The organism is Couchioplanes azureus (genome assembly GCF_014648355.1).
GTDB lineage: Bacteria > Actinomycetota > Actinomycetes > Mycobacteriales > Micromonosporaceae > Actinoplanes > Actinoplanes azureus.
Genome location: NZ_BMQY01000001.1, coordinates 523,834 through 542,331 on the forward strand (window position 1 = coordinate 523,834; position 18,498 = coordinate 542,331).

19 protein-coding genes are annotated in these 18,498 nt (G+C 71.9%); 15 read left to right on the plus strand and 4 right to left on the minus strand.

The genetic code is table 11. The features are described from left to right. Positions 1-9: 9 nt before the first annotated feature. The 15 genes from IEY99_RS02435 to IEY99_RS02505 all read left to right on the plus strand — a co-directional run bounded on the left by IEY99_RS02435 (position 10) and on the right by IEY99_RS02505 (position 14,182). Positions 10-1,920 carry a fumarate reductase/succinate dehydrogenase flavoprotein subunit gene (locus IEY99_RS02435; protein ID WP_189199005.1) on the plus strand — a complete coding sequence of 637 codons (1,911 nt, stop codon included), beginning with the start codon at positions 10-12 and terminating at the stop codon, positions 1,918-1,920. Continuing rightward, on the plus strand, positions 1,920-2,945 hold the full coding sequence (locus IEY99_RS02440) for a succinate dehydrogenase/fumarate reductase iron-sulfur subunit (RefSeq protein ID WP_189199006.1): 1,026 nt from the start codon (positions 1,920-1,922) through the stop codon (positions 2,943-2,945). The genes IEY99_RS02435 and IEY99_RS02440 overlap by 1 nt, the downstream gene beginning before the upstream one ends. A 140-nt stretch (positions 2,946-3,085) precedes the next feature. After that, positions 3,086-3,700, plus strand: coding sequence for an alpha-ketoglutarate-dependent dioxygenase AlkB (locus IEY99_RS02445; protein ID WP_189200541.1), 615 nt, complete (start codon positions 3,086-3,088; stop codon positions 3,698-3,700). 107 nt (positions 3,701-3,807) lie between these two features. Beyond that, positions 3,808-4,482 carry a hypothetical protein gene (locus IEY99_RS02450; protein WP_189199007.1) on the plus strand — a complete coding sequence of 225 codons (675 nt, stop codon included), beginning with the start codon at positions 3,808-3,810 and terminating at the stop codon, positions 4,480-4,482. 170 nt (positions 4,483-4,652) lie between these two features. After that, positions 4,653-5,357, plus strand: a complete 705-nt coding sequence (locus IEY99_RS02455) for an ABC transporter ATP-binding protein (RefSeq protein ID WP_189199008.1) — start codon at positions 4,653-4,655, stop codon at positions 5,355-5,357. Further along, positions 5,354-6,058: an ABC transporter ATP-binding protein gene (locus IEY99_RS02460; protein WP_189199009.1), complete on the plus strand. Its 705-nt coding sequence runs from the start codon at positions 5,354-5,356 to the stop codon at positions 6,056-6,058. The genes IEY99_RS02455 and IEY99_RS02460 overlap by 4 nt, the downstream gene beginning before the upstream one ends. 8 nt (positions 6,059-6,066) lie before the next feature. Continuing rightward, complete coding sequence (locus IEY99_RS02465; protein ID WP_189199010.1) at positions 6,067-6,945, plus strand: branched-chain amino acid ABC transporter permease; 879 nt, start codon at positions 6,067-6,069, stop codon at positions 6,943-6,945. Next, complete coding sequence (locus IEY99_RS02470; RefSeq protein WP_189199011.1) at positions 6,942-8,003, plus strand: branched-chain amino acid ABC transporter permease; 1,062 nt, start codon at positions 6,942-6,944, stop codon at positions 8,001-8,003. Before IEY99_RS02465 ends, IEY99_RS02470 begins: the two co-directional genes overlap by 4 nt. A gap of 12 nt (positions 8,004-8,015) precedes the next feature. Beyond that, on the plus strand, positions 8,016-9,284 hold the full coding sequence (locus IEY99_RS02475; RefSeq protein WP_189199012.1) for an ABC transporter substrate-binding protein: 1,269 nt from the start codon (positions 8,016-8,018) through the stop codon (positions 9,282-9,284). Positions 9,285-9,405: 121 nt separating this feature from the next. Next, the gene (locus IEY99_RS02480; RefSeq protein ID WP_189199013.1) at positions 9,406-10,155 is read left to right on the plus strand and encodes an SDR family oxidoreductase; all 750 of its coding nucleotides are present in this window, start codon (positions 9,406-9,408) and stop codon (positions 10,153-10,155) included. Between the two features lie 47 nt (positions 10,156-10,202). Then, positions 10,203-10,925 (plus strand): SDR family oxidoreductase, encoded by a 723-nt coding sequence (locus IEY99_RS02485; protein ID WP_229798211.1) that lies wholly within the window; start codon positions 10,203-10,205, stop codon positions 10,923-10,925. Then, entirely contained in the window at positions 10,922-11,932 is a 1,011-nt protein-coding gene (locus IEY99_RS02490) for a phosphotransferase family protein (protein ID WP_189199014.1), read from the plus strand. The genes IEY99_RS02485 and IEY99_RS02490 overlap by 4 nt, the downstream gene beginning before the upstream one ends. Further along, positions 11,932-13,137, plus strand: coding sequence for an acyl-CoA dehydrogenase family protein (locus tag IEY99_RS02495; protein ID WP_189199015.1), 1,206 nt, complete (start codon positions 11,932-11,934; stop codon positions 13,135-13,137). Before IEY99_RS02490 ends, IEY99_RS02495 begins: the two co-directional genes overlap by 1 nt. Positions 13,138-13,244: 107 nt before the next feature. Beyond that, entirely contained in the window at positions 13,245-13,838 is a 594-nt protein-coding gene (locus IEY99_RS02500; protein ID WP_189199016.1) for a TetR/AcrR family transcriptional regulator, read from the plus strand. Positions 13,839-13,930: 92 nt separating this feature from the next. Beyond that, positions 13,931-14,182, plus strand: a complete 252-nt coding sequence (locus IEY99_RS02505) for a hypothetical protein (RefSeq protein ID WP_189199017.1) — start codon at positions 13,931-13,933, stop codon at positions 14,180-14,182. A gap of 20 nt (positions 14,183-14,202) precedes the next feature. Here IEY99_RS02505 and egtD read toward each other — a convergent pair whose 3' ends face one another. The 4 genes from egtD to egtA are packed head-to-tail and all read right to left on the minus strand — an operon-like array spanning position 14,203 to position 18,477. Then, positions 14,203-15,168, minus strand: coding sequence for an L-histidine N(alpha)-methyltransferase (gene egtD / locus IEY99_RS02510; RefSeq protein ID WP_189200545.1), 966 nt, complete (start codon positions 15,166-15,168; stop codon positions 14,203-14,205). Between the two features lie 2 nt (positions 15,169-15,170). Beyond that, on the minus strand, positions 15,171-15,920 hold the full coding sequence (gene egtC / locus IEY99_RS02515; RefSeq protein WP_189199018.1) for an ergothioneine biosynthesis protein EgtC: 750 nt from the start codon (positions 15,918-15,920) through the stop codon (positions 15,171-15,173). Continuing rightward, the gene (gene egtB, locus IEY99_RS02520) at positions 15,920-17,224 is read right to left on the minus strand and encodes an ergothioneine biosynthesis protein EgtB (RefSeq protein ID WP_189199019.1); all 1,305 of its coding nucleotides are present in this window, start codon (positions 17,222-17,224) and stop codon (positions 15,920-15,922) included. Before egtB ends, egtC begins: the two co-directional genes overlap by 1 nt. Next, a complete protein-coding gene (gene egtA / locus IEY99_RS02525; RefSeq protein WP_229798033.1) occupies positions 17,221-18,477 on the minus strand; it encodes an ergothioneine biosynthesis glutamate--cysteine ligase EgtA in 1,257 nt (418 codons plus the stop codon). The genes egtB and egtA overlap by 4 nt, the downstream gene beginning before the upstream one ends. Positions 18,478-18,498: the final 21 nt, after the last annotated feature.

The following is an 18,498-nucleotide window of genomic DNA, read 5'->3' on the forward strand; positions in this document are numbered from 1 at the left end:
CCACACACAATGACTACGCGAATCGAACGACACCACTACGACGTCGTCGTCATCGGCGCGGGCGGGGCCGGGCTGCGCGCCGCCATCGAGGCCCGGCTCGCCGGCAAGAAGACCGCCATCATCTCGAAGTCGCTGTTCGGCAAGGCTCACACGGTCATGGCCGAGGGCGGCGCCGCGGCGGCCATGGGGAACGTGAACAGCCGCGACAACTGGATGGTGCACTTCGGCGACACCATGCGCGGCGGCAAGTTCCTCAACAACTTCCGGATGGCCGAGCTGCACGCCAAGGAGGCCCCGGAGCGGATCTGGGAGCTGGAGACGTACGGCGCGCTCTTCGACCGTACGAAGGACGGCAAGATCTCCCAGCGCAACTTCGGCGGCCACGAGTATCCCCGCCTCGCGCACGTCGGCGACCGCACCGGCCTGGAGCTCATCCGTACGCTGCAGCAGAAGATCGTCTCCCTGCAGCAGGAGGACTTCGCGGAGACCGGCAACTACGACTCCCGGATCCGGGTCTTCGCCGAGACCACCATCACCGAGCTTCTCCTCGACGGCGACCGCATCGCCGGAGCGTTCGGCTACTACCGCGAGTCCGGCGAGTTCATCCTGCTGGAGGCGCCCGCGGTCGTGCTGGCCACGGGCGGCGTCGGCCGCTCGTACAAGGTGACCTCGAACTCCTGGGAGTACACCGGCGACGGCCACGCGCTCGCCCTGCGGGCCGGCGCCACGCTGATCAACATGGAGTTCCTGCAGTTCCACCCGACCGGCATGGTCTGGCCGCCCAGCGTCAAGGGCATCCTGGTCACCGAGTCGGTCCGCGGCGACGGCGGCGTGCTGCGCAACTCCGACGGCAAGCGGTTCATGTTCGACTACGTCCCCGACGTGTTCCGGCACCAGTACGCGGACACCGAGGAGGAGGCCGACCGCTGGTACACCGACCCGGACAACAACCGGCGCCCGCCGGAGCTGCTGCCCCGCGACGAGGTGGCCCGCGCCATCAACAGCGAGGTCAAGGCGGGCCGGGGCACCAAGTCCGGCGGCGTCTATCTCGACGTCTCCACCCGGATGCCGGCCGAGACCATCGTCAGGCGGCTGCCGTCGATGCACCACCAGTTCAAGGAGCTGGCCGACGTCGACATCACCAAGGAGCCGATGGAGGTCGGCCCCACCTGCCACTACGTCATGGGCGGCGTCGAGGTCGACCCGGACTCCGGCGCGGCGCACGGCCACGTCGAGGGCCTGTTCGCGGCGGGCGAGGTGTCCGGCGGCATGCACGGCTCCAACCGGCTCGGCGGCAACTCGCTCTCCGACCTGCTGGTGTTCGGCAAGCGGGCGGGCGAGCACGCGGCCGCGTACGCGGATGCCCTGGGCAAGCGGCCGAAGGTGGCGACCGCGGACGTGGAGCGGGCGGTGGACACCGCGCTCGCCCCGCTGAACCGCAGCGGCGGGGAGAACCCGTACACGTTGCAGCAGGATCTGCAGGCCGTCATGGGCGACCTGGTCGGCATCATCCGGCGCGAGGGTGAGCTGTCCGACGCGCTGAAGCGGCTGCAGGAGCTGAAGCTGCGGGTCGCGAACGTCAGCGCGACGGGCGGCCGCCGGTACAACCCCGGCTGGCATCTGGCTCTGGACCTGCGCAACATGCTGGTCGTCTCGGAGTGCACCGCGAAGGCGGCGCTGGAGCGGGAGGAGTCGCGCGGCGGGCACACCCGGGAGGACTTCCCGAAGATGAGCCCGGAATGGCGCAAGGTCAACCTGGTCTGCTCGCTCGACGACGCCGGCGACGTGCACCTGGAGCGCAAGCCGCTGCCGAAGATGCGCGAGGAGTTGCTGCGGCTCTTCAAGCGCACCGAGCTCAGCAAGTACCTGACCGACCAGGAACTCGCCGAGTACGACGCGATCGCGACGGAGGCCAACTGATGAAGCGCCATTTCCGGGTCTGGCGGGGCGACGCGTCCGGCGGCGAGATCCAGGACTTCCAGGTCGAGGTCAACGACGGCGAGGTCGTCCTCGACATCATCCACCGGCTCCAGGCGACCGAGACACCCGACCTGGCCTGCCGCTGGAACTGCAAGGCGGGCAAGTGCGGCTCCTGCTCGATGGAGATCAACGGCAAGCCGCGCCTGGGCTGCATGACCCGGATGTCCACCTTCGAGGAGAACGAGACCGTCACCATCACGCCGCTGCGCACCTTCCCGGTGATCCGCGACCTGGTGACCGACGTGTCCTTCAACTACGAGAAGGCCCGCGAGACGCCCGCGTTCGCCCCGCCGCCCGGGGTCGCGCCGGGCGACTACCGGATGAAGCAGGTCGACGTCGACCGCTCGCAGGAGTTCCGCAAGTGCATCGAATGCTTCCTGTGCCAGAACACCTGCCACGTCGTGCGCGACCACGAGGAGAACAAGAAGGCGTTCAGCGGGCCGCGCTTCTTCATCCGGGCGGCCGAGCTGGACATGCACCCGCTCGACGACCGCACGGACCGCAAGGAGTACGCGCAGGCGAGCCAGGGCCTCGGCTACTGCAACATCACCAAGTGCTGCACCGAGGTCTGCCCGGAACACATCAAGATCACTGACAACGCCATCATCCCGATGAAGGAACGGGTGGTGGACCGCCGCTACGACCCCCTGGTCCGGCTGGGCCGCAAGATCTTCCGCCGGGACCAGCTCGAGGACCCCTCGATCGGCCACGGCGGCATCCCGACCCGCAGCCGCAGCGGCGACAACATGGCGCCGAGCTCCTCCGAGGGCGTCACCGGCGTGGCGGCAGGCCTGTCCGGGGCGGGCGCGCGTCTGCCGCAGGGCCCGCCGATCGGCCCGGACGGCAAGATGGACGTCGCCGAGCTGGTATCACAGAACGCGGGAGGCCCGTCACCCTTCGGTGACGATCAGGAGTTCCCGCTCCGAAAGATCACCTACAACCACCCCGAGCCCGACAAGGACTGACGGAAAGGACTCGCCCTCGGGCGGGTCCTTCGCCTTTCCGCGGGCCCTTCGCCTCCCGGCGGAGACCGCCCCACCCGGCCGTCAGGATTCCGGATGTCGAACACCTGTACGATAGGCCGGTGAGTTCCTACCAGCCGTCGATGCTCGATGTCATGGGTGAGGCCGGGCCCGCGATCGAGCCCCTGCCCGGCCGCCTGACCCGTCACCACCTCACCGCGGGCGCCTGGGTCGACGTGCTGCCCGGCTGGGTCAGCGGCTCCGACGACATCTTCGAAACCCTCCTCACCGACGTCGCCTGGCGCGCCGAACGCCGCCCGATGTATGACGGCGTGGTCGACGTCCCCCGCCTCCTGTGCTGGTACGGCCGCGACGAGCAACTCCCGCACCCGACCCTGACCGAGGCCCGGGACCGCCTGTCGGCGCACTACCGGGCGGAGCTGGGCGAGCCCTTCGTCACCGCGGGCATGTGCCTCTACCGCGACGGCCGTGACAGCGTCGCATGGCACGGCGACAGGCTGGGCCGTGCATCGCGACAGGACACCATGGTCGCGATCGTGTCGTTCGGCTCGCCCCGCACTCTGATGCTGCGTCCCCGAGCCGGCGGCACGGAGACGCTGCGCTTCCCGCAGGGCCATGGGGACCTCATCGTGATGGGCGGCTCATGCCAACGCACCTGGGAGCACGCGATCCCGAAGACCGCCCGGCCGGTGGGCCCCCGGGTCAGCGTCCAGTTCCGCCCGGTCAACGTGGCCTAGCCGTCCGCTCGGGACCGGCCCGGTGAGATCCCCGCAGCGCACACTCCCACGGCAGGCACTGGTACGACAGAATGACCATGCACCGCGCACGGAGGTGAGGGTGGCCATTGCTGGATGCAGGCGCTGTCGTACTGGTCCACCGGCGTAAGTCCCCCGCCGCGGGCGTACGCAAGACCCTCTACGGCCTGGCACCGCTGATCGTGGCGGTCGTCAGCTTCGTGGCCGTGCTGCGCGCCGACGAGGAGGGTGCGCTGCGAATCGCAGCCATCGTGCTACTGGTGGCCTCCGGGTTGCTGCTGGCCTACCGAGGCGCCTGGTGGCTGGTCGACGGCATCACCGATCTCATCGCCTGGTGGGCAGTTCACCGCGGGCCTCCCACCGCCATGCGCCTGAGCGCCTGGGGCGTGGAATATTCCCCGTCGTGGCGCAACGGCGAGTTTGCGATGTCGATGCCTTGGTCCGACGTGACCGCCACGGCCTTCCGCCCCGGCCTGGGCCCTGCGCCGGTCTTCTGCATCGACGCGGACGGCCGGTATCCGACCCCGCCGGACGACCCGCTGCGCCACCTGTCCGGCCCCCGGCTGAGCGGGCGGGCGGTGGCGTGGGCCGATGCGCAGGCACCCGCCTCGGCCGTCGAGCGCACCATGCTGACGAACACCTACCTGTTCGGCACCCCCATGGTGATCAACCTGCGGCTCTGCGACGGCCTGGACGTCGATGAGCTGGATCGCCGGCTCCAGGACTGGACCGCCGGCCGTTGCCGCTGCCAGCCGCCGGACTGACACCATCCGCCCGGACCGGATGAGGCGACGCCCAGCCGTGCCGGAATTCATGGTCGGCGATGTTTTCGGACATTGACACCCACCACTAGGTAATTACACTCCTAGTGTATTTAGTTGATCTCCGAGCTACCTCCATTCAGGACCGCCACGCCCTTGATGCCGAGGTGACGATGACCGCTTCACCTTCCGAGAACGCCGGCCTCACCCTCGACCGGATCAGCGTCCATTTCGGTGGCCTGGTCGCCCTCGACGGCGTCTCCCTGCGCGTCGCCCCCGGACGTACCGTGGGGGTCATCGGCCCCAACGGCGCCGGGAAGACGACCCTTTTCAACGTTGTCTGCGGTTTCGTGACGCCGACGAGCGGCTCCCTGGCCCTGGACGGGCGACCGCTGCGACCCCGGCCGCACCGGCTCGCCGGGCTCGGTATCTCCCGCACGCTGCAAGGCGTCGGCCTCTTCAGCGGCCTGACGGTCCTGGAGAACGTGCTTGTCGCCGCCCCGGGCAGCCCCGAACGGGCGCTGGCGGCACTCGATCGCTGCGGCGTCGGGCCGTGCGCCGGGGATCTGCCCGGGCATCTGCCCTACGCGCTGCGCAAGCGGGTCGCGCTGGCCCGGGCTCTGGTCAGCGAGCCGAGGCTGCTGCTGTTGGACGAGCCGGCGGGCGGGCTCGGCGCCGGGGAGATCGACGAGCTGCGCGAGCTGATCGAGAGCTTGTCCTGCTCGGTGCTGCTCGTCGAGCATCACATGGATCTGGTCATGACGGTCTGCGACGAGATCCTGGTGCTGGACTTCGGCAGGCCGATCGCGTACGGCACCCCGGCCGAGATCCGGACCGACGAGGCCGTCGCGGACGCCTACCTCGGTGCTGTCGCGTGAGCGCGCTGCTGCGGATCGAGCGGCTCACCGCCGGGTACGGCGCCGCCCCGGTTCTGCACGACGTCGATCTGAGCGTCGCGGCCGGTTCGATCACCGCCGTCCTGGGGGCGAACGGGGCGGGGAAGACGACGCTGCTGCGTACCCTGTCGGGGTTGTTGCCGGCCGTCCACGGACGGATCCTTCTGGACGGCCGCGACCTGCGCGGGGTCCGGGTGGAGGAGATGGTACGCCGCGGCGTGGCGCACGTGCCGGAGGGCCGCGGGGTGGTCACCGAGCTGACCGTGGACGAGAACCTGCGGCTGGGCGGCCTGTGGCGTAAAGACCGCGCGGACGCCAAGCGTGCCCTCGACGAGGTGTACGAGCTCTTCGAGCCGTTGGCCCGCCGCCGGGAGGCTCCGGGGCACCAGCTTTCCGGCGGCGAGCGGCAACTGCTCGCGCTGGGTCGCGCCCTGGTCGGGCGCCCCCGGCTCCTGCTGCTCGACGAGCCGTCGCTGGGGCTGGCACCGAAGATCACCGCCCGGATTCTGCGGCTGCTGCGCACGTTGCGCGACCGAAGCGGGCTGACCGTGTTGCTGGTGGAGCAGAACGTGCGCGGCGCGCTGGCCATCGCGGACGAGGCCGTCGTGCTGGCGCTGGGTCGCGTCGTCAGCCGCGGCACGTCCGTCGACGACGAGTTGCGGCATGCCTATCTCGGCTTCTAGGAGGTCCGTTGGACCGGTTCGTGTTCCTCACGTTCGACGGCCTGAGCCGGGGCGCGGTGTACGCCGCGTTCGCCCTGGCCCTGGTCCTGATCTGGCGGTCGACCCGGATCGTCAACTTCGCCCAGGGCGCGATGGCGGTGGCCACCGCGTACGCGGGCTACTCCGTCTCGGCCGCGACCGGCTCCTACTGGCTGGGCTTCGCCGTGGCGATCCTCGGCGGCCTCGCCCTGGGCGCGGTGACCGAGCGGGTGGTGATGCGCTTCGTCGACCATGAGTCGCCGCTCACCGGGGTGGTGGTCGCGCTGGGCCTGGTGCTCGTCATCCAGGGCGTGCTCGGCATGATCTACGGCAACGAGTTCCGCCCGGCCGGCGCGCCGTTCGGACGCGACGCCTTCACGGTCGGCGGGGTCGCCCTGCTCTCCCGCTTCGACCTGTTCGTCTTCGCGGCGGTGGCCGCCGTGGTCGGGTTGCTCGCGCTGCTGTTCCGGCGTACGGCGACCGGCCTGCGGATGCGCGCCTCGGCGTTCGCCCCGGACGTCTCCCGGCTGCTCGGCGTCGACGTCGGCGGCATGCTGACGCTGGGCTGGGCACTGGCCGCGGCGGTCGGCTCGCTCGCCGGCATGCTGGTCATCCCCACCGAGCTGGGGCTGCATCCGAACGCGATGGACATCGTCTTCGTCTCGTCGTTCACCGCGGCGGTCGTCGGCGGCCTGGACAGCGCGATCGGCTCGGTGCTCGGCGGGCTGATCGTGGGGCTGCTGCTGTCGTACGTGAGCGGCTATCTCGGCGCCACGGTGGCGCCGATCGCCGTCCTGCTGCTGCTCGTCGTGGTGCTGCTGGGCCGGCCCGGCGGGTTGTTCTCCCGAGCGGCGGCGAGGACGGCATGAGCATCCTGCGCGAGCGCGCCCCGCTCGGAGCCACGGTCGCTGCGCCGCCGCGGCGACCGTGGCTGGTGTGGCAGCTGGGCGGCACCGCCGGCGCCGCGCTGCTGATCGTCGTGCTCACCTACCTGCTGCCACCCTTTCGCACCTATCAGCTCGCCACCGTCGGGGCGTACCTGTGCGTCACCGCCGGACTGACGGTCCTGACCGGACTCAACGGGCAGCTGTCGCTGGGGCACGGCGCACTGATGGCGACCGGTGCCTATACGGTCGCCCTGCTCCAGCAGGCGATGGCCGGGCGGGGTTCGTGGACCCTGCTGGTGTCCATCGCCGCGGCGATCGGGGTGACCACCGTGGTCGGTGCCGTGGTAGGTCTGGCGGCCGCGCGGCTGCGTGGCCCCTATCTGGCCGGCCTGACGCTCGCCGTCGCGGTCGTGGTTCCGGCGATCACCAGCACCTACGACGGGACGTTCAACAGCGACCAGGGCCTCTCCGTGGTGCTCGACCCGCCGCCCGGCAGCATCGCCGTCGAGCGGTGGCAGGCGTGGCTCGCCTGGACCGGCGCCCTGGTCACCATGCTCGCGCTGGCGGTGCTCGTGCGGGGCCCGTTCGGTCTGCGGATGCGGGCCGTCCGGGACGACGAGACCGCCGCCCGGCTCGCCGGGGTCAGCGTCGCCCGTACCCAGGTCCTGGCCTTCGTGGTGAGCGCGGCCTGCGCCGGTCTGGGCGGCGCCCTCTTCGCCGTGCTGGCCCAGAGCGTCTCGCCGGGTGCGTTCCCGCTGTCGTTGTCGCTCTTCCTGGTCATGGCGATCGTCATCGGCGGGCTGGGCAGCCTGGCCGGTGCCGTCTGGGGTGCGGTCCTGCTCGTCGCGCTGCCGGCCCTGGCGCACACCGTCACCGAGGACGTCGGGGTGCAGCGGCTCGAAGGCAACCTGCCGCTCGCGCTGTTCGGCGTCAGCCTGGTCGCCGTCATGCTCGCCGCTCCCGGCGGCATCGCGTCCCTGCGGCCCCCGCGACACCTCCGACGCGCGACACGAGGCAGACGCGCGAAGCGAAAGGCCTGAAAGGAGAAAGACATGAGGCGATTCCGCATCGCTCTCGCCGCCCTGGCCCTGGCCGCCGCAACGACCGCCTGCGACGGTGGCGGGGGCAGTGGGGGCGGCGGAAACACCCCCGGCGTGACCGACACCGAGATCCTCGTCGGCACGCACATGCCCCTCACCGGCCCGGCGGCGGCCGGCTATTCGAAGATCGCACCGGCGACCAGGGCCTACTTCGACTATGTCAACGCCAACGGCGGCGTGCACGGCCGCGCCATCACCTACAAGATCATGGACGACACCTACAACCCGGCGACCACCCAGCAGGTGGTGCGCGAGCTCGTGCTGCAGGACCGGGTCTTCGCGATCCTCAACGGACTGGGCACGCCCACCCACACCGGCGTCCTGGACTTCCTGAAGACCAACCGGGTCCCGGACCTCTTCGTGGCCTCGGGCAGTCGCAGCTGGAACCAGCCGGACAAGTATCCCGGCACCTTCGGGCTCAATGTGGACTACACGGTGGAGGGCAAGATCCTCGCCACCCACGTGAAGCAGAGCCAGGGCGGCCGGAAGGTCTGCTTCCTCGGGCAGGACGACGACTTCGGCCGCGACAGCCTCGCCGGCATCGAGAAGGTTCTCGGCCCGGTCGCGGCGAAGCAGTCGTACGTGACCAGCAACCCCAACGTCGGCCCGCAGCTGGGCGCACTGAAGCAGGCCGGCTGCCAGGTCGTCATGCTCGCGACCGTGCCGGGCTTCACCGCGCTGACCCTCGGCACCGCCGCGAAGATCGGCTTCCAGCCGCAGTTCGTGGTCTCGCAGGTCGGTGCCGACCTGACCACCCTGGCGAAGCAGCTCGGCCCGGCCGCCGGGCTGACCGAGGGCATGGTCTCGGCCAACTACCTGCCGTTGAGCACCGATGACGCCGACCCGTGGATCCAGCTCTTCAAGCGGGTCAACGCGCAGCACAACAACAACGCGGAGTTCGACAACAACATCGTCTACGGCATGTCGGTGGGATACTTGTTCGTGCAGACGCTGCAGGCCGCCGGCCGGAACCTGACCCGGGACGGGCTGATCACGGCGGTGGAGAAGGGCGGCTTCCAAGGGCCGGGATTCGCCCCGCTGAGGTTCTCCGCCGACGATCATTCCGGGTACGGCGGGCAGCGGCTGAGCCGGGTCCAGGGCGGCCGCCAGGCCTACTTCGGCACCGTCCAGGAAACCGATGACGGCGACGGCCCGGTGCGGGCGTACGTGGCCAACCCGGCCATCCCGCCGCAGAACGGCATCCCGGCAGCGCCTCGATAGCACATCGGTAAGGAAAGCGAAACGGTTGCGGCTCGCCGCCGGCCGATGCAGGGTTGGCGGCGGGATGGTTACTCACTAGTATCCAGCACTAAGCGTGCAAGATCTTTGGGGGTTCTACCGGATGTCGAAGCTCTCGGGTGCCGTCGCGATCGTCACGGGCGCCAGCCGCGGAATCGGGTTTGCGATAGCGCAGCGCTTCGTCGCCGAGGGCGCGCGGGTGTGCATCACCGGCCGCGACACGGAGGCCCTGGAAACCGCGGTCAAGGAACTGGGCGGCGCCGACGTCGCCATCGGAGTGCCCGGCAAGGGCGACGACGCCGACCACCGCGCCGCCGTCGTCGACGCCGTTCGGGACGCCTTCGGGCCCGTCTCCATCCTGGTCAACAACGTGGGCATCAACCCCGCGTACGGGCCGCTCGCGGGGCTCGACCTCGGCGCCGCGCGCAAGATGGTCGACGTCAACGTGCTCGGCACGCTCGGATGGGTGCAGGAGGCGCTGCGGGGCGGCCTGGACGGCGGCTCGATCGTGAACATCTCGTCGGTATCCGGCGTGCGCCCGGCGCCCGGCATCGCGTTCTACGGCGTCACCAAGGCCGCGCTCATCCACCTCACCGAGGAGCTGGCCGTCGAGCTCGCGCCGGCGGTCCGGGTCAACGCGGTCGCGCCGGCGGTGGTCAAGACGAGGTTCGCGACCGCACTGTACGAGGGACGCGAGGAGAAGGTGGCCGCCACCTATCCGCTCAAGCGCCTCGGCACGCCGGAGGACATCGCCGGGGCGGTGGCCTTCCTCTGCTCGCCCGACGCCGCCTGGATCACCGGCCAGACCCTCGTCGTCGACGGCGGCCTCACGCTGACCGGGGCGGTCCAGTGATCCGGCGCGTGGTCGTCACCGGGGCGGGCGGCGGCATCGGCGCCGCCATGGCGCGGCGGTTCGCGGCCGACGGCGCCCGGGTGGTCGTCAACGACCTCGACGAGGCGGCCGCGGCCGTCGTCGCCGCCGAGATCGGGGGCATCGCCGTCCCGGGTGACGCCGGCGACGAGGCGGACGTGCGCCGGCTCGTGGACACCGCGTGGGAGGAGCTCGGCGGTTGCGACCTGTTCTGCGCCAACGCCGGCATCCTCACCGGCGGGTCGGCCGACGCACCGGACGCCGAGTGGGCGAAGGCGTGGCAGATCAACGTCATGTCCCACGTGTACGTGGCCCGCGCGCTGCTTCCCCGCTGGCTGGACTCGGACGGCGGCCGGCTGCTCTTCACCGTCTCCGCGGCCGGGCTGCTCACGCTGCTCGGTTCGGCGCCGTACTCGGTCACCAAGCACGCCGCTCTCGGCTTCGCGGAATGGCTCCGGGCGACGTACGCCCACCGCGGCATCACCGTGCAGGCGCTGTGCCCCCAGGGTGTCAACACCGCCATGATGACCGACGGCGGCGAGAGCGCGAGCCGGGCGATCCTCGCCGCGAGTGCGCTCGAGCCCGAACAGGTGGCGGCGGTGGTGGCCGAGGCGGTGCGCGGCGACAGCTTCCTGATCCTGCCGCACGCCGAGGTGGCCGATTTCTACCGGGTCCGGGCCACCGACACCGACCGCTGGCTCGGCGGCATGAACAAGGTCCAGCGCGGCTTCGACGCGGCGGTGCACCCATGAGCGGGCCGCGCGGACTCGACCTGGAGCGTCTGCGGGACTACCTCGGCTCGCCGCCGCTGAGCGCGACGATGTTCGCGGGCGGCCGGTCCAACCTCACCTACGCGGTCACCGACGGCACCCACCGCTGGGTGCTGCGCCGTCCCCCGCTCGGGCACGTGCTACCGACCGCGCACGACATGTCGCGCGAGCACCGGGTGCTGGACGCGCTCTGCGGTGCCGGCTTCCCCGTACCGCGGCCGGTCCGGCTCTGCACCGACCCCGACGTCATCGGCGCGCCGTTCTACCTCATGGAGCACGCCGACGGCACCATCCATCGCGACGCCGGCGTCCTGGAGAAGATGGGCCCGGAGTCGATGCGGCGGCTGGTGCTGTCCCTCGTGGACACCCTGGCCGCCCTGCACTCCCTCGACCCGGCGGGCATCGGGCTCGGCGACTTCGGCCGGCCCGAGGGCTTCAACGAGCGGCAGGTCCGCCGCTGGAAGAAGCAGCTCGACGCCTCCCGCAGCCGCGACGTGCCGGGCATCGAGGAGCTGCACGCCCGGCTCGCCGCGGAGGTTCCGGCGGGCGGCCCGGGCGCGGTCGTGCACGGCGACTACCGCCTCGACAACGTGCTGATCGGCGACGAGCTGCAGGTCAACGCGGTGCTCGACTGGGAGATGTCCACTCTGGGCGATCCGCTGAGCGACCTCGCTCTCCTACTGGTCTACGCCGGTCGGCCGCTGCTGCTCGGCGACGGCGGTCCGCGCAGCCCGCTCTCCGTGCCGGGTCACCCCGGGCTGACGGAGATAGCCGACCACTATGCCGAACGCTCCGGGCGCGACGTCTCGGACCTCCACTGGTACGTGGCGTTCGCCGCATTCAAGCTCGCCGTGATCCTCGAGGGCGTGCACTACCGATACGTTCAAGGGAAGACGGTGGGTGAGGGCTTCGACACTGTCGGCGCGATGGTGGCACCCCTCGTCGCGCAGGGACACGAGTCGCTGGACGGGACGCTGGAGGCAAGCTGATGGACTTCGCGTTCGACGAGAAGACCGAGGACTACCGCAAGCGGCTGCTCGCCTTCATGGACGAGTGGGTCTACCCCGCCGAGGAGGACTTCCACGCCTCGTACGCGGGAGACTGGTCCCCGCCGCCGGTGATCGCGCGGTTGCGGGAGAAGGCGAAGCTCGCGGGCCTGTGGAACCTGTTCCTGCCCGGCGAGCACGGCGCCGGCCTGACCAACCTCCAGTACGCGCCGCTGGCCGAGCTGACCGGCCGCAGCCCCTCCATCGCCCCGGCCGCCCTGAACTGCGCGGCACCGGACACCGGCAACATGGAGGTCCTGGCCCAGTTCGGCAGCCCCGAGCAGCAGGAGCGCTGGCTGCGGCCGCTGCTCGACGGCACCATCCGCTCGGCGTTCGCGATGACCGAGCCGCAGGTCGCCTCCTCGGACGCCACCAACATCGGCACCCGCATCGCCCGCGAGGGCGACGAGTACGTCATCACCGGCCGCAAGTTCTACATCTCCGGCGCGATGAACCCGAACTGCCAGATCTTCATCGTCATGGGCAAGACCGACCCGGGGGCCGCGCGCCACGTGCAGCAGAGCATGATCCTCGTGCCCCGCGACACCCCCGGCCTGACGATCCGGCGGGGCATGGAGGTCTTCGGCTACGACGACGGCGACCACGGTGGCCACGCCGAGATGACCTTCGACGGGGTACGGGTGCCGGCCGCCAACCTCATCGGCGAGGAGGGCTCCGGCTTCGCGATCTCCCAGGCCCGCCTCGGCCCCGGCCGGATCCACCACTGCATGCGGCTCATCGGCATGGCCGAGCGGGCGCTCGAGCTGATGTGCACCCGGTCGCTGGTGCGGACCCCGTTCGGCAAGCCCCTCGCCGACCAGGGCGTGGTGCAGGAGTGGATCGCCGAGTCCCGGGTCCGGATCGAACAGGCCCGGCTGCTGGTCCTCAAGGCGGCCTGGCTGATGGACACCGTCGGCAACAAGGGCGCGCACACCGAGATCCAGGCCATCAAGATCGCGGTGCCGGCCACCGCCGAGTGGGTCGTGGACAAGGCCATCCAGACGTACGGCGCGGCCGGCGTCGGCCAGGACACCCCGCTCGCCCGCCTCTGGGCCGCCGCCCGCACGCTGCGCCTCGCCGACGGACCGGACGAGGTGCACAAGCGCTCCCTGGCCCGCCGCGAGCTCGCCGGCTACCGAACCCCATAGCCGGGCTCGCCGGCTACCGAAACCCGGGGCGAGCTCGGCTACCGGAACCCCTGGCCGAGCTCACCGGCTACCGAATCCTGTCCGCCAGATACCACCGGAGCGTCGTGATGCCGGCCGCCTCACCCCAACCACCGCAGCGCATCGACGGGCGCACCGCCCGCGCCGAGCGCACCCGGGCCGCGATCGTCGACGCCCACGTGACGCTGCTCCGCGAGGGCGACCTGCGCCCGACCGCGGACCGCATCGCCAAGCGGGCGGGCGTCTCGCTGCGCGCCCTGTGGAGCCACTTCGCCGACATGGAGGCGCTCTTCGCCGCCAGCGGCCAGCTCACCCTGAACCAGCGCGACGACATCCAGGAGCCGATCCCGGCCGACCTGCCGCTCGAGCGCCGCATCGAGCTGTACTGCCACCAGCGCGCCCGCCAGCTGGAGCACATCGCCCCGATCGCCCGGGCGTCGTCGCTCAAGGAGCCCTTCTCCCCGGCCCTGCAGAGCTACCGGCGCATCCATGTCCAGCGGGTCCGCGACGAGCTGAAGTCGCTCTTCGCCCGCGAGATCGACGGCGACGAGGACACGCTGAACGCCCTGACGGCCGCCGCCATGTGGCCGACCTGGGGCACCCTGCGCGACGCCATGGGCCTCGACCCGGCCGCGGCCCGCGCCGCCCTCGCCCGGATCGTCCGTTCAGCACTGGGCCGCTGAGGAAGGCCGCCCGGCCGCTGAGGGACAGATCACTGGACACCCGAGCGGCTCCTTTTCTGCAACCCCGGGGCGCCGCGGCCGATAACAAGGCCATGCGCACCTTCGAGCGGAACCCGGCAGGCGGCGTCGGCGAACCCGATCCCGCGGACCTGGCGCGCCTGGTCGCGGCCGGGGAGAAGCTGGTGCACGCCCACTTCGCGACGCTCCGCGACCTGGGCATCGCCCGGCCCGCCCCGGAACTGCCGGCCGGCGTCCTGCTGCACCAGCTCGACCAGGTCCAGACCCATCTAGACCGCCTGCGCCACACCCTGGGCGCGCCGGCACCGACCCGCCCGGGCGGTTGACGGCGGGCCGGCACCGCGGCTCAGGCGGTGACGGCCTGGGCCAGGGAGACGCCGAACAGGCTCTCCGGATCGGTCCACCAGTGCCGCAGCGCGAACCCGGCCCGCGCCAGCTCCGCCTCCAGCCCCGCGCGCCGGAACTTCGCCGAGATCTCCGTACGCATCTCCTCCCCCGCCGCGAAGTCCACCGTCAGCCCCAGCTCGGCGACCCGCACCCGCTGCGCCGACGTCGCCCGCAGGCGCATCTCGATCCACTCCTGCTCGGCGTCCCAGAGCGCCACGTGTTCGAATGCCGAGACGTCGAAGTCCGCCCCGAGCCGCCGGTTGATCACGTGCAGCACGTTGCGGTTGAACTCGGCCGTCACCCCCGCCGCGTCGTCGTACGCCGGCACCACCACGGCCGGGTCCTTGACCAGGTCGGTGCCGAGCAGCAGCCACTCGCCCTCGTGCAGCACCCCGCGCAGCGCGGTCAGGAACGTCGCGCGCTCGGCCGGGTCGAGGTTGCCGATGGTGCCGCCGAGGAACGCCACGACCCGGCTGTCGCCGTCCGGGATGTGATGCAGGTGGCGGGTCATGTCGCCGACCACCCCGCGTACGGTCAGACCGGGATAGTCCACCGCCAGCCCCTCGACCGCGTCGGCGAGGGCCGAGCCCGAGACGTCCAGCGGCACGAAGGCGCCCAGGGTGCCGCGCCGCAGCAGCGCGTCCAGCAGCAGGCGGGTCTTCTCCGAGGAGCCGGAGCCGAGCTCCACCAGCGTCTTCGCCTCGGTGAGCCGGGCCAACTCGGGCGCCCGGGCCGCCAGGATGGACCGCTCGGTCCGCGTCGGGTAGTACTCCTGCAGGCGGGTGATCTGCTCGAAGAGGTCGCTGCCGCGGGCGTCGTAGAACCACTTGGGCGGCAGCCACTTCGGTGCGGCGGTCAGTCCGGTGGCCACGTCGGCGCGCAGCTCGCGGTCGATGTCGCTCTCGTCGAGGTGGATCTCGAGCATGGTCACGATCTCCCTAGCGGAGTGAGGTCAAGAGTGGACGGGGTGGCGACGAGCAGCTGACCCTCCGGGACGGGCCGCCACTGCGGGCCGGGATCGAGCGGTTCGGAGCTGACGAGGACGGCGCCCGCCTCGGCGCGTACGGAGAGCGCGTGCCCGGCGGTGGTGGCGACGATCTGCCGGCCGTCGGTGAGCAGCAGGTTGAGCCGGGAGCCGGGCGCGGCCGCGGAGACCTGGGCGACGACGTCGGCGACGGCCTCCGCCGCCGGTTTCCCGGCCCGCAGCAGGTTGCGGACCAGCGCCCACAGCAGCGCGGCGTCGGTCGGCGCGTCGAGCGTGAGCAGATCCGCCACGGGCAGGGCGCCGGCCAGGCCGGCGACCGTGTGCGGCCAGCCGCGCACGACACCGTTGTGGCTGAACGCCCAGGGCCCGTCGGTGAACGGCGCCGCCGCCGTCTCCACGACGGGCATGCCCACGGTGGCGGAGCGCACCGCGGCGAGGAAGCCGGAGCTCACGGTGGCGGCCGCGAGCGCGGGCAGTGCCGTGTCGGACCACAGGGGATGCGCGCGGCGATAACGCACCGGCTCACCGCCGTCGCGCGGGTACCACGCGACGCCGAAGCCGTCGGCGTTGATGGTGCCGCCGCCGCGCATGTCCCGCGGCGCCCAGGCCTGCCGGACCAGCGCGTGCGGCGCGTCGAACAACGGCGGCGACAGGGGCTGCGGCGGGCCCACGTACGCGAGGTGACGGCACATCAGACGGCCTCCGCGGCCGCGTCGCGGGCGCAGCGGAAGCCGCTGAAGATCTGCCGCCGGATCGGATGGTCCCAGTTGCGGAAGGTGCCGCGGCACGCCGCCGCGTCGGTGCCGAAGGAGCCGCCGCGCAACACCTTGTAGTCGCCGCCGAAGAACACCTGCGAATACTCGGCGTACGGGAAGACCTCGAAGCCCGGATAGCCGTGGAAGCCGGTGCTGGTCCACTCCCAGACGTCGCCGATGAGCTGGTGCACCCCGAGCGGCGAGGCACCGCCGGGGTACGCGCCCACCGGGGCGGGCGCCAGGTGCCGCTGGCCGAGGTTGGCGTGCTCGGGGCCGGGCGCCTCGTCGCCCCACGGATAGCGGCGCGAGCGGCCGGTGGCGGGATCGTGCCGGGCGGCCTTCTCCCATTCGGCCTCGGTCGGCAGCCGCCGTCCGGCCCAGGACGCGTAGGCCTCGGCCTCGAAGTAGCAGACGTGCACCACCGGCTCGTCGGCGACGACCCGCTCGGTACGCCCGAACCGCGTGTACGCCCACCCGTCGCCGTCCGGCCGCCAGTGCATGGGCGCGGTCAGCCCCGCCTCCTGCCGGTGCGCCCAGCCGCGCTCGCTCCACCACCGCGGGTCGGCGTAGCCACCGTCGGCGATGAAGGCCGCGTACTCGGCGTTGGTGACCGGCGCGGCGTCGAGGTAGAACGCCGGTACGTCGACCGGGTGTGCGGGACGCTCGTTGTCCAGCGCCCACGGCTCGGTGTCGGTCCCCATCGTGAACGGGCCGCCGGGGATCAGCACCTCCCCGGAGACGCTCACCCGGGCCGGCGGCGGGGCCGGCGCCTGCAGCACCGGGGCGCCGGTGCGGAGCTGGTGCGTGGCGAGCATCGTCTCGTCGTGCTGCTGCTCGTGCTGGACGATCATCCCGAACGCGAACCCGCCGGCGACCAGCCGGCGGTCGGTCAGCCGTACCCGGTCGAGGACGTTGAGGGCCTTGTCCCGCACCTGGCCGACGTACGCGCGGGCCTCGGCCGGATCGAGCAGCGGCAGCGCGGGACGGTTGCGCCGGGGGTGTCTGAAGGCGTCGTAGAGCTCGTCGATGTCGCGGCGCACCGGCTCGCGGCCGCCGACGTCGCGCACCAGCCACAGCTCCTCCTGGTTGCCGACGTGGGCGAGGTCCCAGACGAGCGGCGACATCAGGGGCGAGTGCTGACGGACGAGGTCGCCGTCGTCGACGGCGTCGGTGAGCAGGGTGGTCCGCGCTCGCGCGCGTTCCAGTTCGGCGGCGACGGTGAGCCGCAGGTCCTGGGTCATCGGAACTGGTCCTTCCTGGGTGAACCGGCGGGGACGGCGTCGCCGCCGTGCAGGCGCCGGTCGGCGACGGCCGCCACCAGGTCGCGCACCGGGCCGGGCAGGCCGGTCCGGTCGAGACCGCGGCAGGCGAGGTCGAGGAGTCCGGCCGCGCACGCCCCGACCACGGGGTCGGCGAGGCCGTCCAGGGCCGCTTCCCGCCAGCGCCCGGCGGCGGGTGCGGCGAGGTCGCGCGCCTTGTCGGTGACGGCGTCGTCGGCGAGCAGGGCGCACAGCACGGCGACCGGGGCGATCCACTCGGGGCCCGGTTGCGCGTCGAGGTATCGGACCTCCAGGTAGCCGCGCGGGCGTACCGGGGGGAAGAGCGTGCTGATGTGGTAGTCGAGGTCGTCCACCGTGGGCGGACGGGGCAGGGCGCCACCGATCCAGTCGGCGAAGGTGATCCCGTCCGGGGTTTCCCAGCGGCCGTGGCCGCGCCGCACGCACAGCACGGGAGCGGCGAGGACGTAGCGAACCCAGCTGTCGGTGGGATCGGCCGAGGAACGGACCGGGCCGCTGCGGCGGCGATCGATGCCGTACCAGGCCGCCATCCGGCCGCTCGCCCATCCGGTGTCGCGGCCGGCGTGCCTGCGGGAGGTGGCGAAGGCGGCCAGCAGCGGGGGGCCGAGGTCGTGCACGGCGCCCCACCGGGCCGGCATCCGGGCCTCGGTGCCGGCGTCGAGGCAGACCTGCAACCCGGCGGTGCTGCACATCATGGTCCGCCCGGACAGGGTGCCGACGCGGTCGAAGGCCTGCTGCATGGCCGTGTATCGGGGGGTGTCGAGAATGCGTACCGGCGGCCGGTGGGGGTCGAGCCCCCACTCGCCGAGGACGATGCCGGCGGTGCCCAGCAGGCCGGTCAGCGCTTGCCGGTCGGCGGTGACGGCGGTGTGCAGGGCGGCCAGGGAGCCGGCCGGCGCGGAGGAGATCTCGAGCTGGCCACCGGGTTCGACGGTGACGGTGCCGCCGCCGGGAAGCGGCCGGGGCTCGGTGTTCGTGAGGGCTGCGGGTGCGTGGGGTCCGAGTGCCCCGCTCAGGTCGGCGGCCCGCAGGTGCGCCGCGGGATCTGCGGCGCGGTGGGTGGTCCATTCCAGTTCGACGCCGACGCGACGGGGTGGACCGGTTTTGAAGCAGATGCCGGAGACGTGGTCGGCGGCGTCGGAGAGACGCCGCAGGATGCCTCCGGCCGGATCGTCGTCACTACTTTCGGTAGTCACAGCTCTCCTTTGAGTGGTGAA

Bases quoted from the DNA above. Each gene is read 5' to 3' on its own strand.
- IEY99_RS02470 (WP_189199011.1), top strand. From the start codon at position 6,942: ATGAGCATCCTGCGCGAGCGCGCCCCGCTCGGAGCCACGGTCGCTGCG.
- egtB (WP_189199019.1), bottom strand. From the start codon at position 17,224: ATGACCCAGGACCTGCGGCTCACCGTCGCCGCCGAACTGGAACGCGCG.
- egtD (WP_189200545.1), bottom strand. From the start codon at position 15,168: ATGCTCGAGATCCACCTCGACGAGAGCGACATCGACCGCGAGCTGCGC.
- IEY99_RS02455 (WP_189199008.1), top strand. From the start codon at position 4,653: ATGACCGCTTCACCTTCCGAGAACGCCGGCCTCACCCTCGACCGGATC.
- IEY99_RS02480 (WP_189199013.1), top strand. From the start codon at position 9,406: ATGTCGAAGCTCTCGGGTGCCGTCGCGATCGTCACGGGCGCCAGCCGC.
- IEY99_RS02445 (WP_189200541.1), top strand. From the start codon at position 3,086: ATGCTCGATGTCATGGGTGAGGCCGGGCCCGCGATCGAGCCCCTGCCC.
- IEY99_RS02495 (WP_189199015.1), top strand. From the start codon at position 11,932: ATGGACTTCGCGTTCGACGAGAAGACCGAGGACTACCGCAAGCGGCTG.
- IEY99_RS02435 (WP_189199005.1), top strand. From the start codon at position 10: ATGACTACGCGAATCGAACGACACCACTACGACGTCGTCGTCATCGGC.
- IEY99_RS02475 (WP_189199012.1), top strand. From the start codon at position 8,016: ATGAGGCGATTCCGCATCGCTCTCGCCGCCCTGGCCCTGGCCGCCGCA.
- IEY99_RS02490 (WP_189199014.1), top strand. From the start codon at position 10,922: ATGAGCGGGCCGCGCGGACTCGACCTGGAGCGTCTGCGGGACTACCTC.
- IEY99_RS02500 (WP_189199016.1), top strand. From the start codon at position 13,245: ATGCCGGCCGCCTCACCCCAACCACCGCAGCGCATCGACGGGCGCACC.
- egtC (WP_189199018.1), bottom strand. From the start codon at position 15,920: ATGTGCCGTCACCTCGCGTACGTGGGCCCGCCGCAGCCCCTGTCGCCG.
- IEY99_RS02440 (WP_189199006.1), top strand. From the start codon at position 1,920: ATGAAGCGCCATTTCCGGGTCTGGCGGGGCGACGCGTCCGGCGGCGAG.
- IEY99_RS02485 (WP_229798211.1), top strand. From the start codon at position 10,203: ATGGCGCGGCGGTTCGCGGCCGACGGCGCCCGGGTGGTCGTCAACGAC.
- IEY99_RS02505 (WP_189199017.1), top strand. From the start codon at position 13,931: ATGCGCACCTTCGAGCGGAACCCGGCAGGCGGCGTCGGCGAACCCGAT.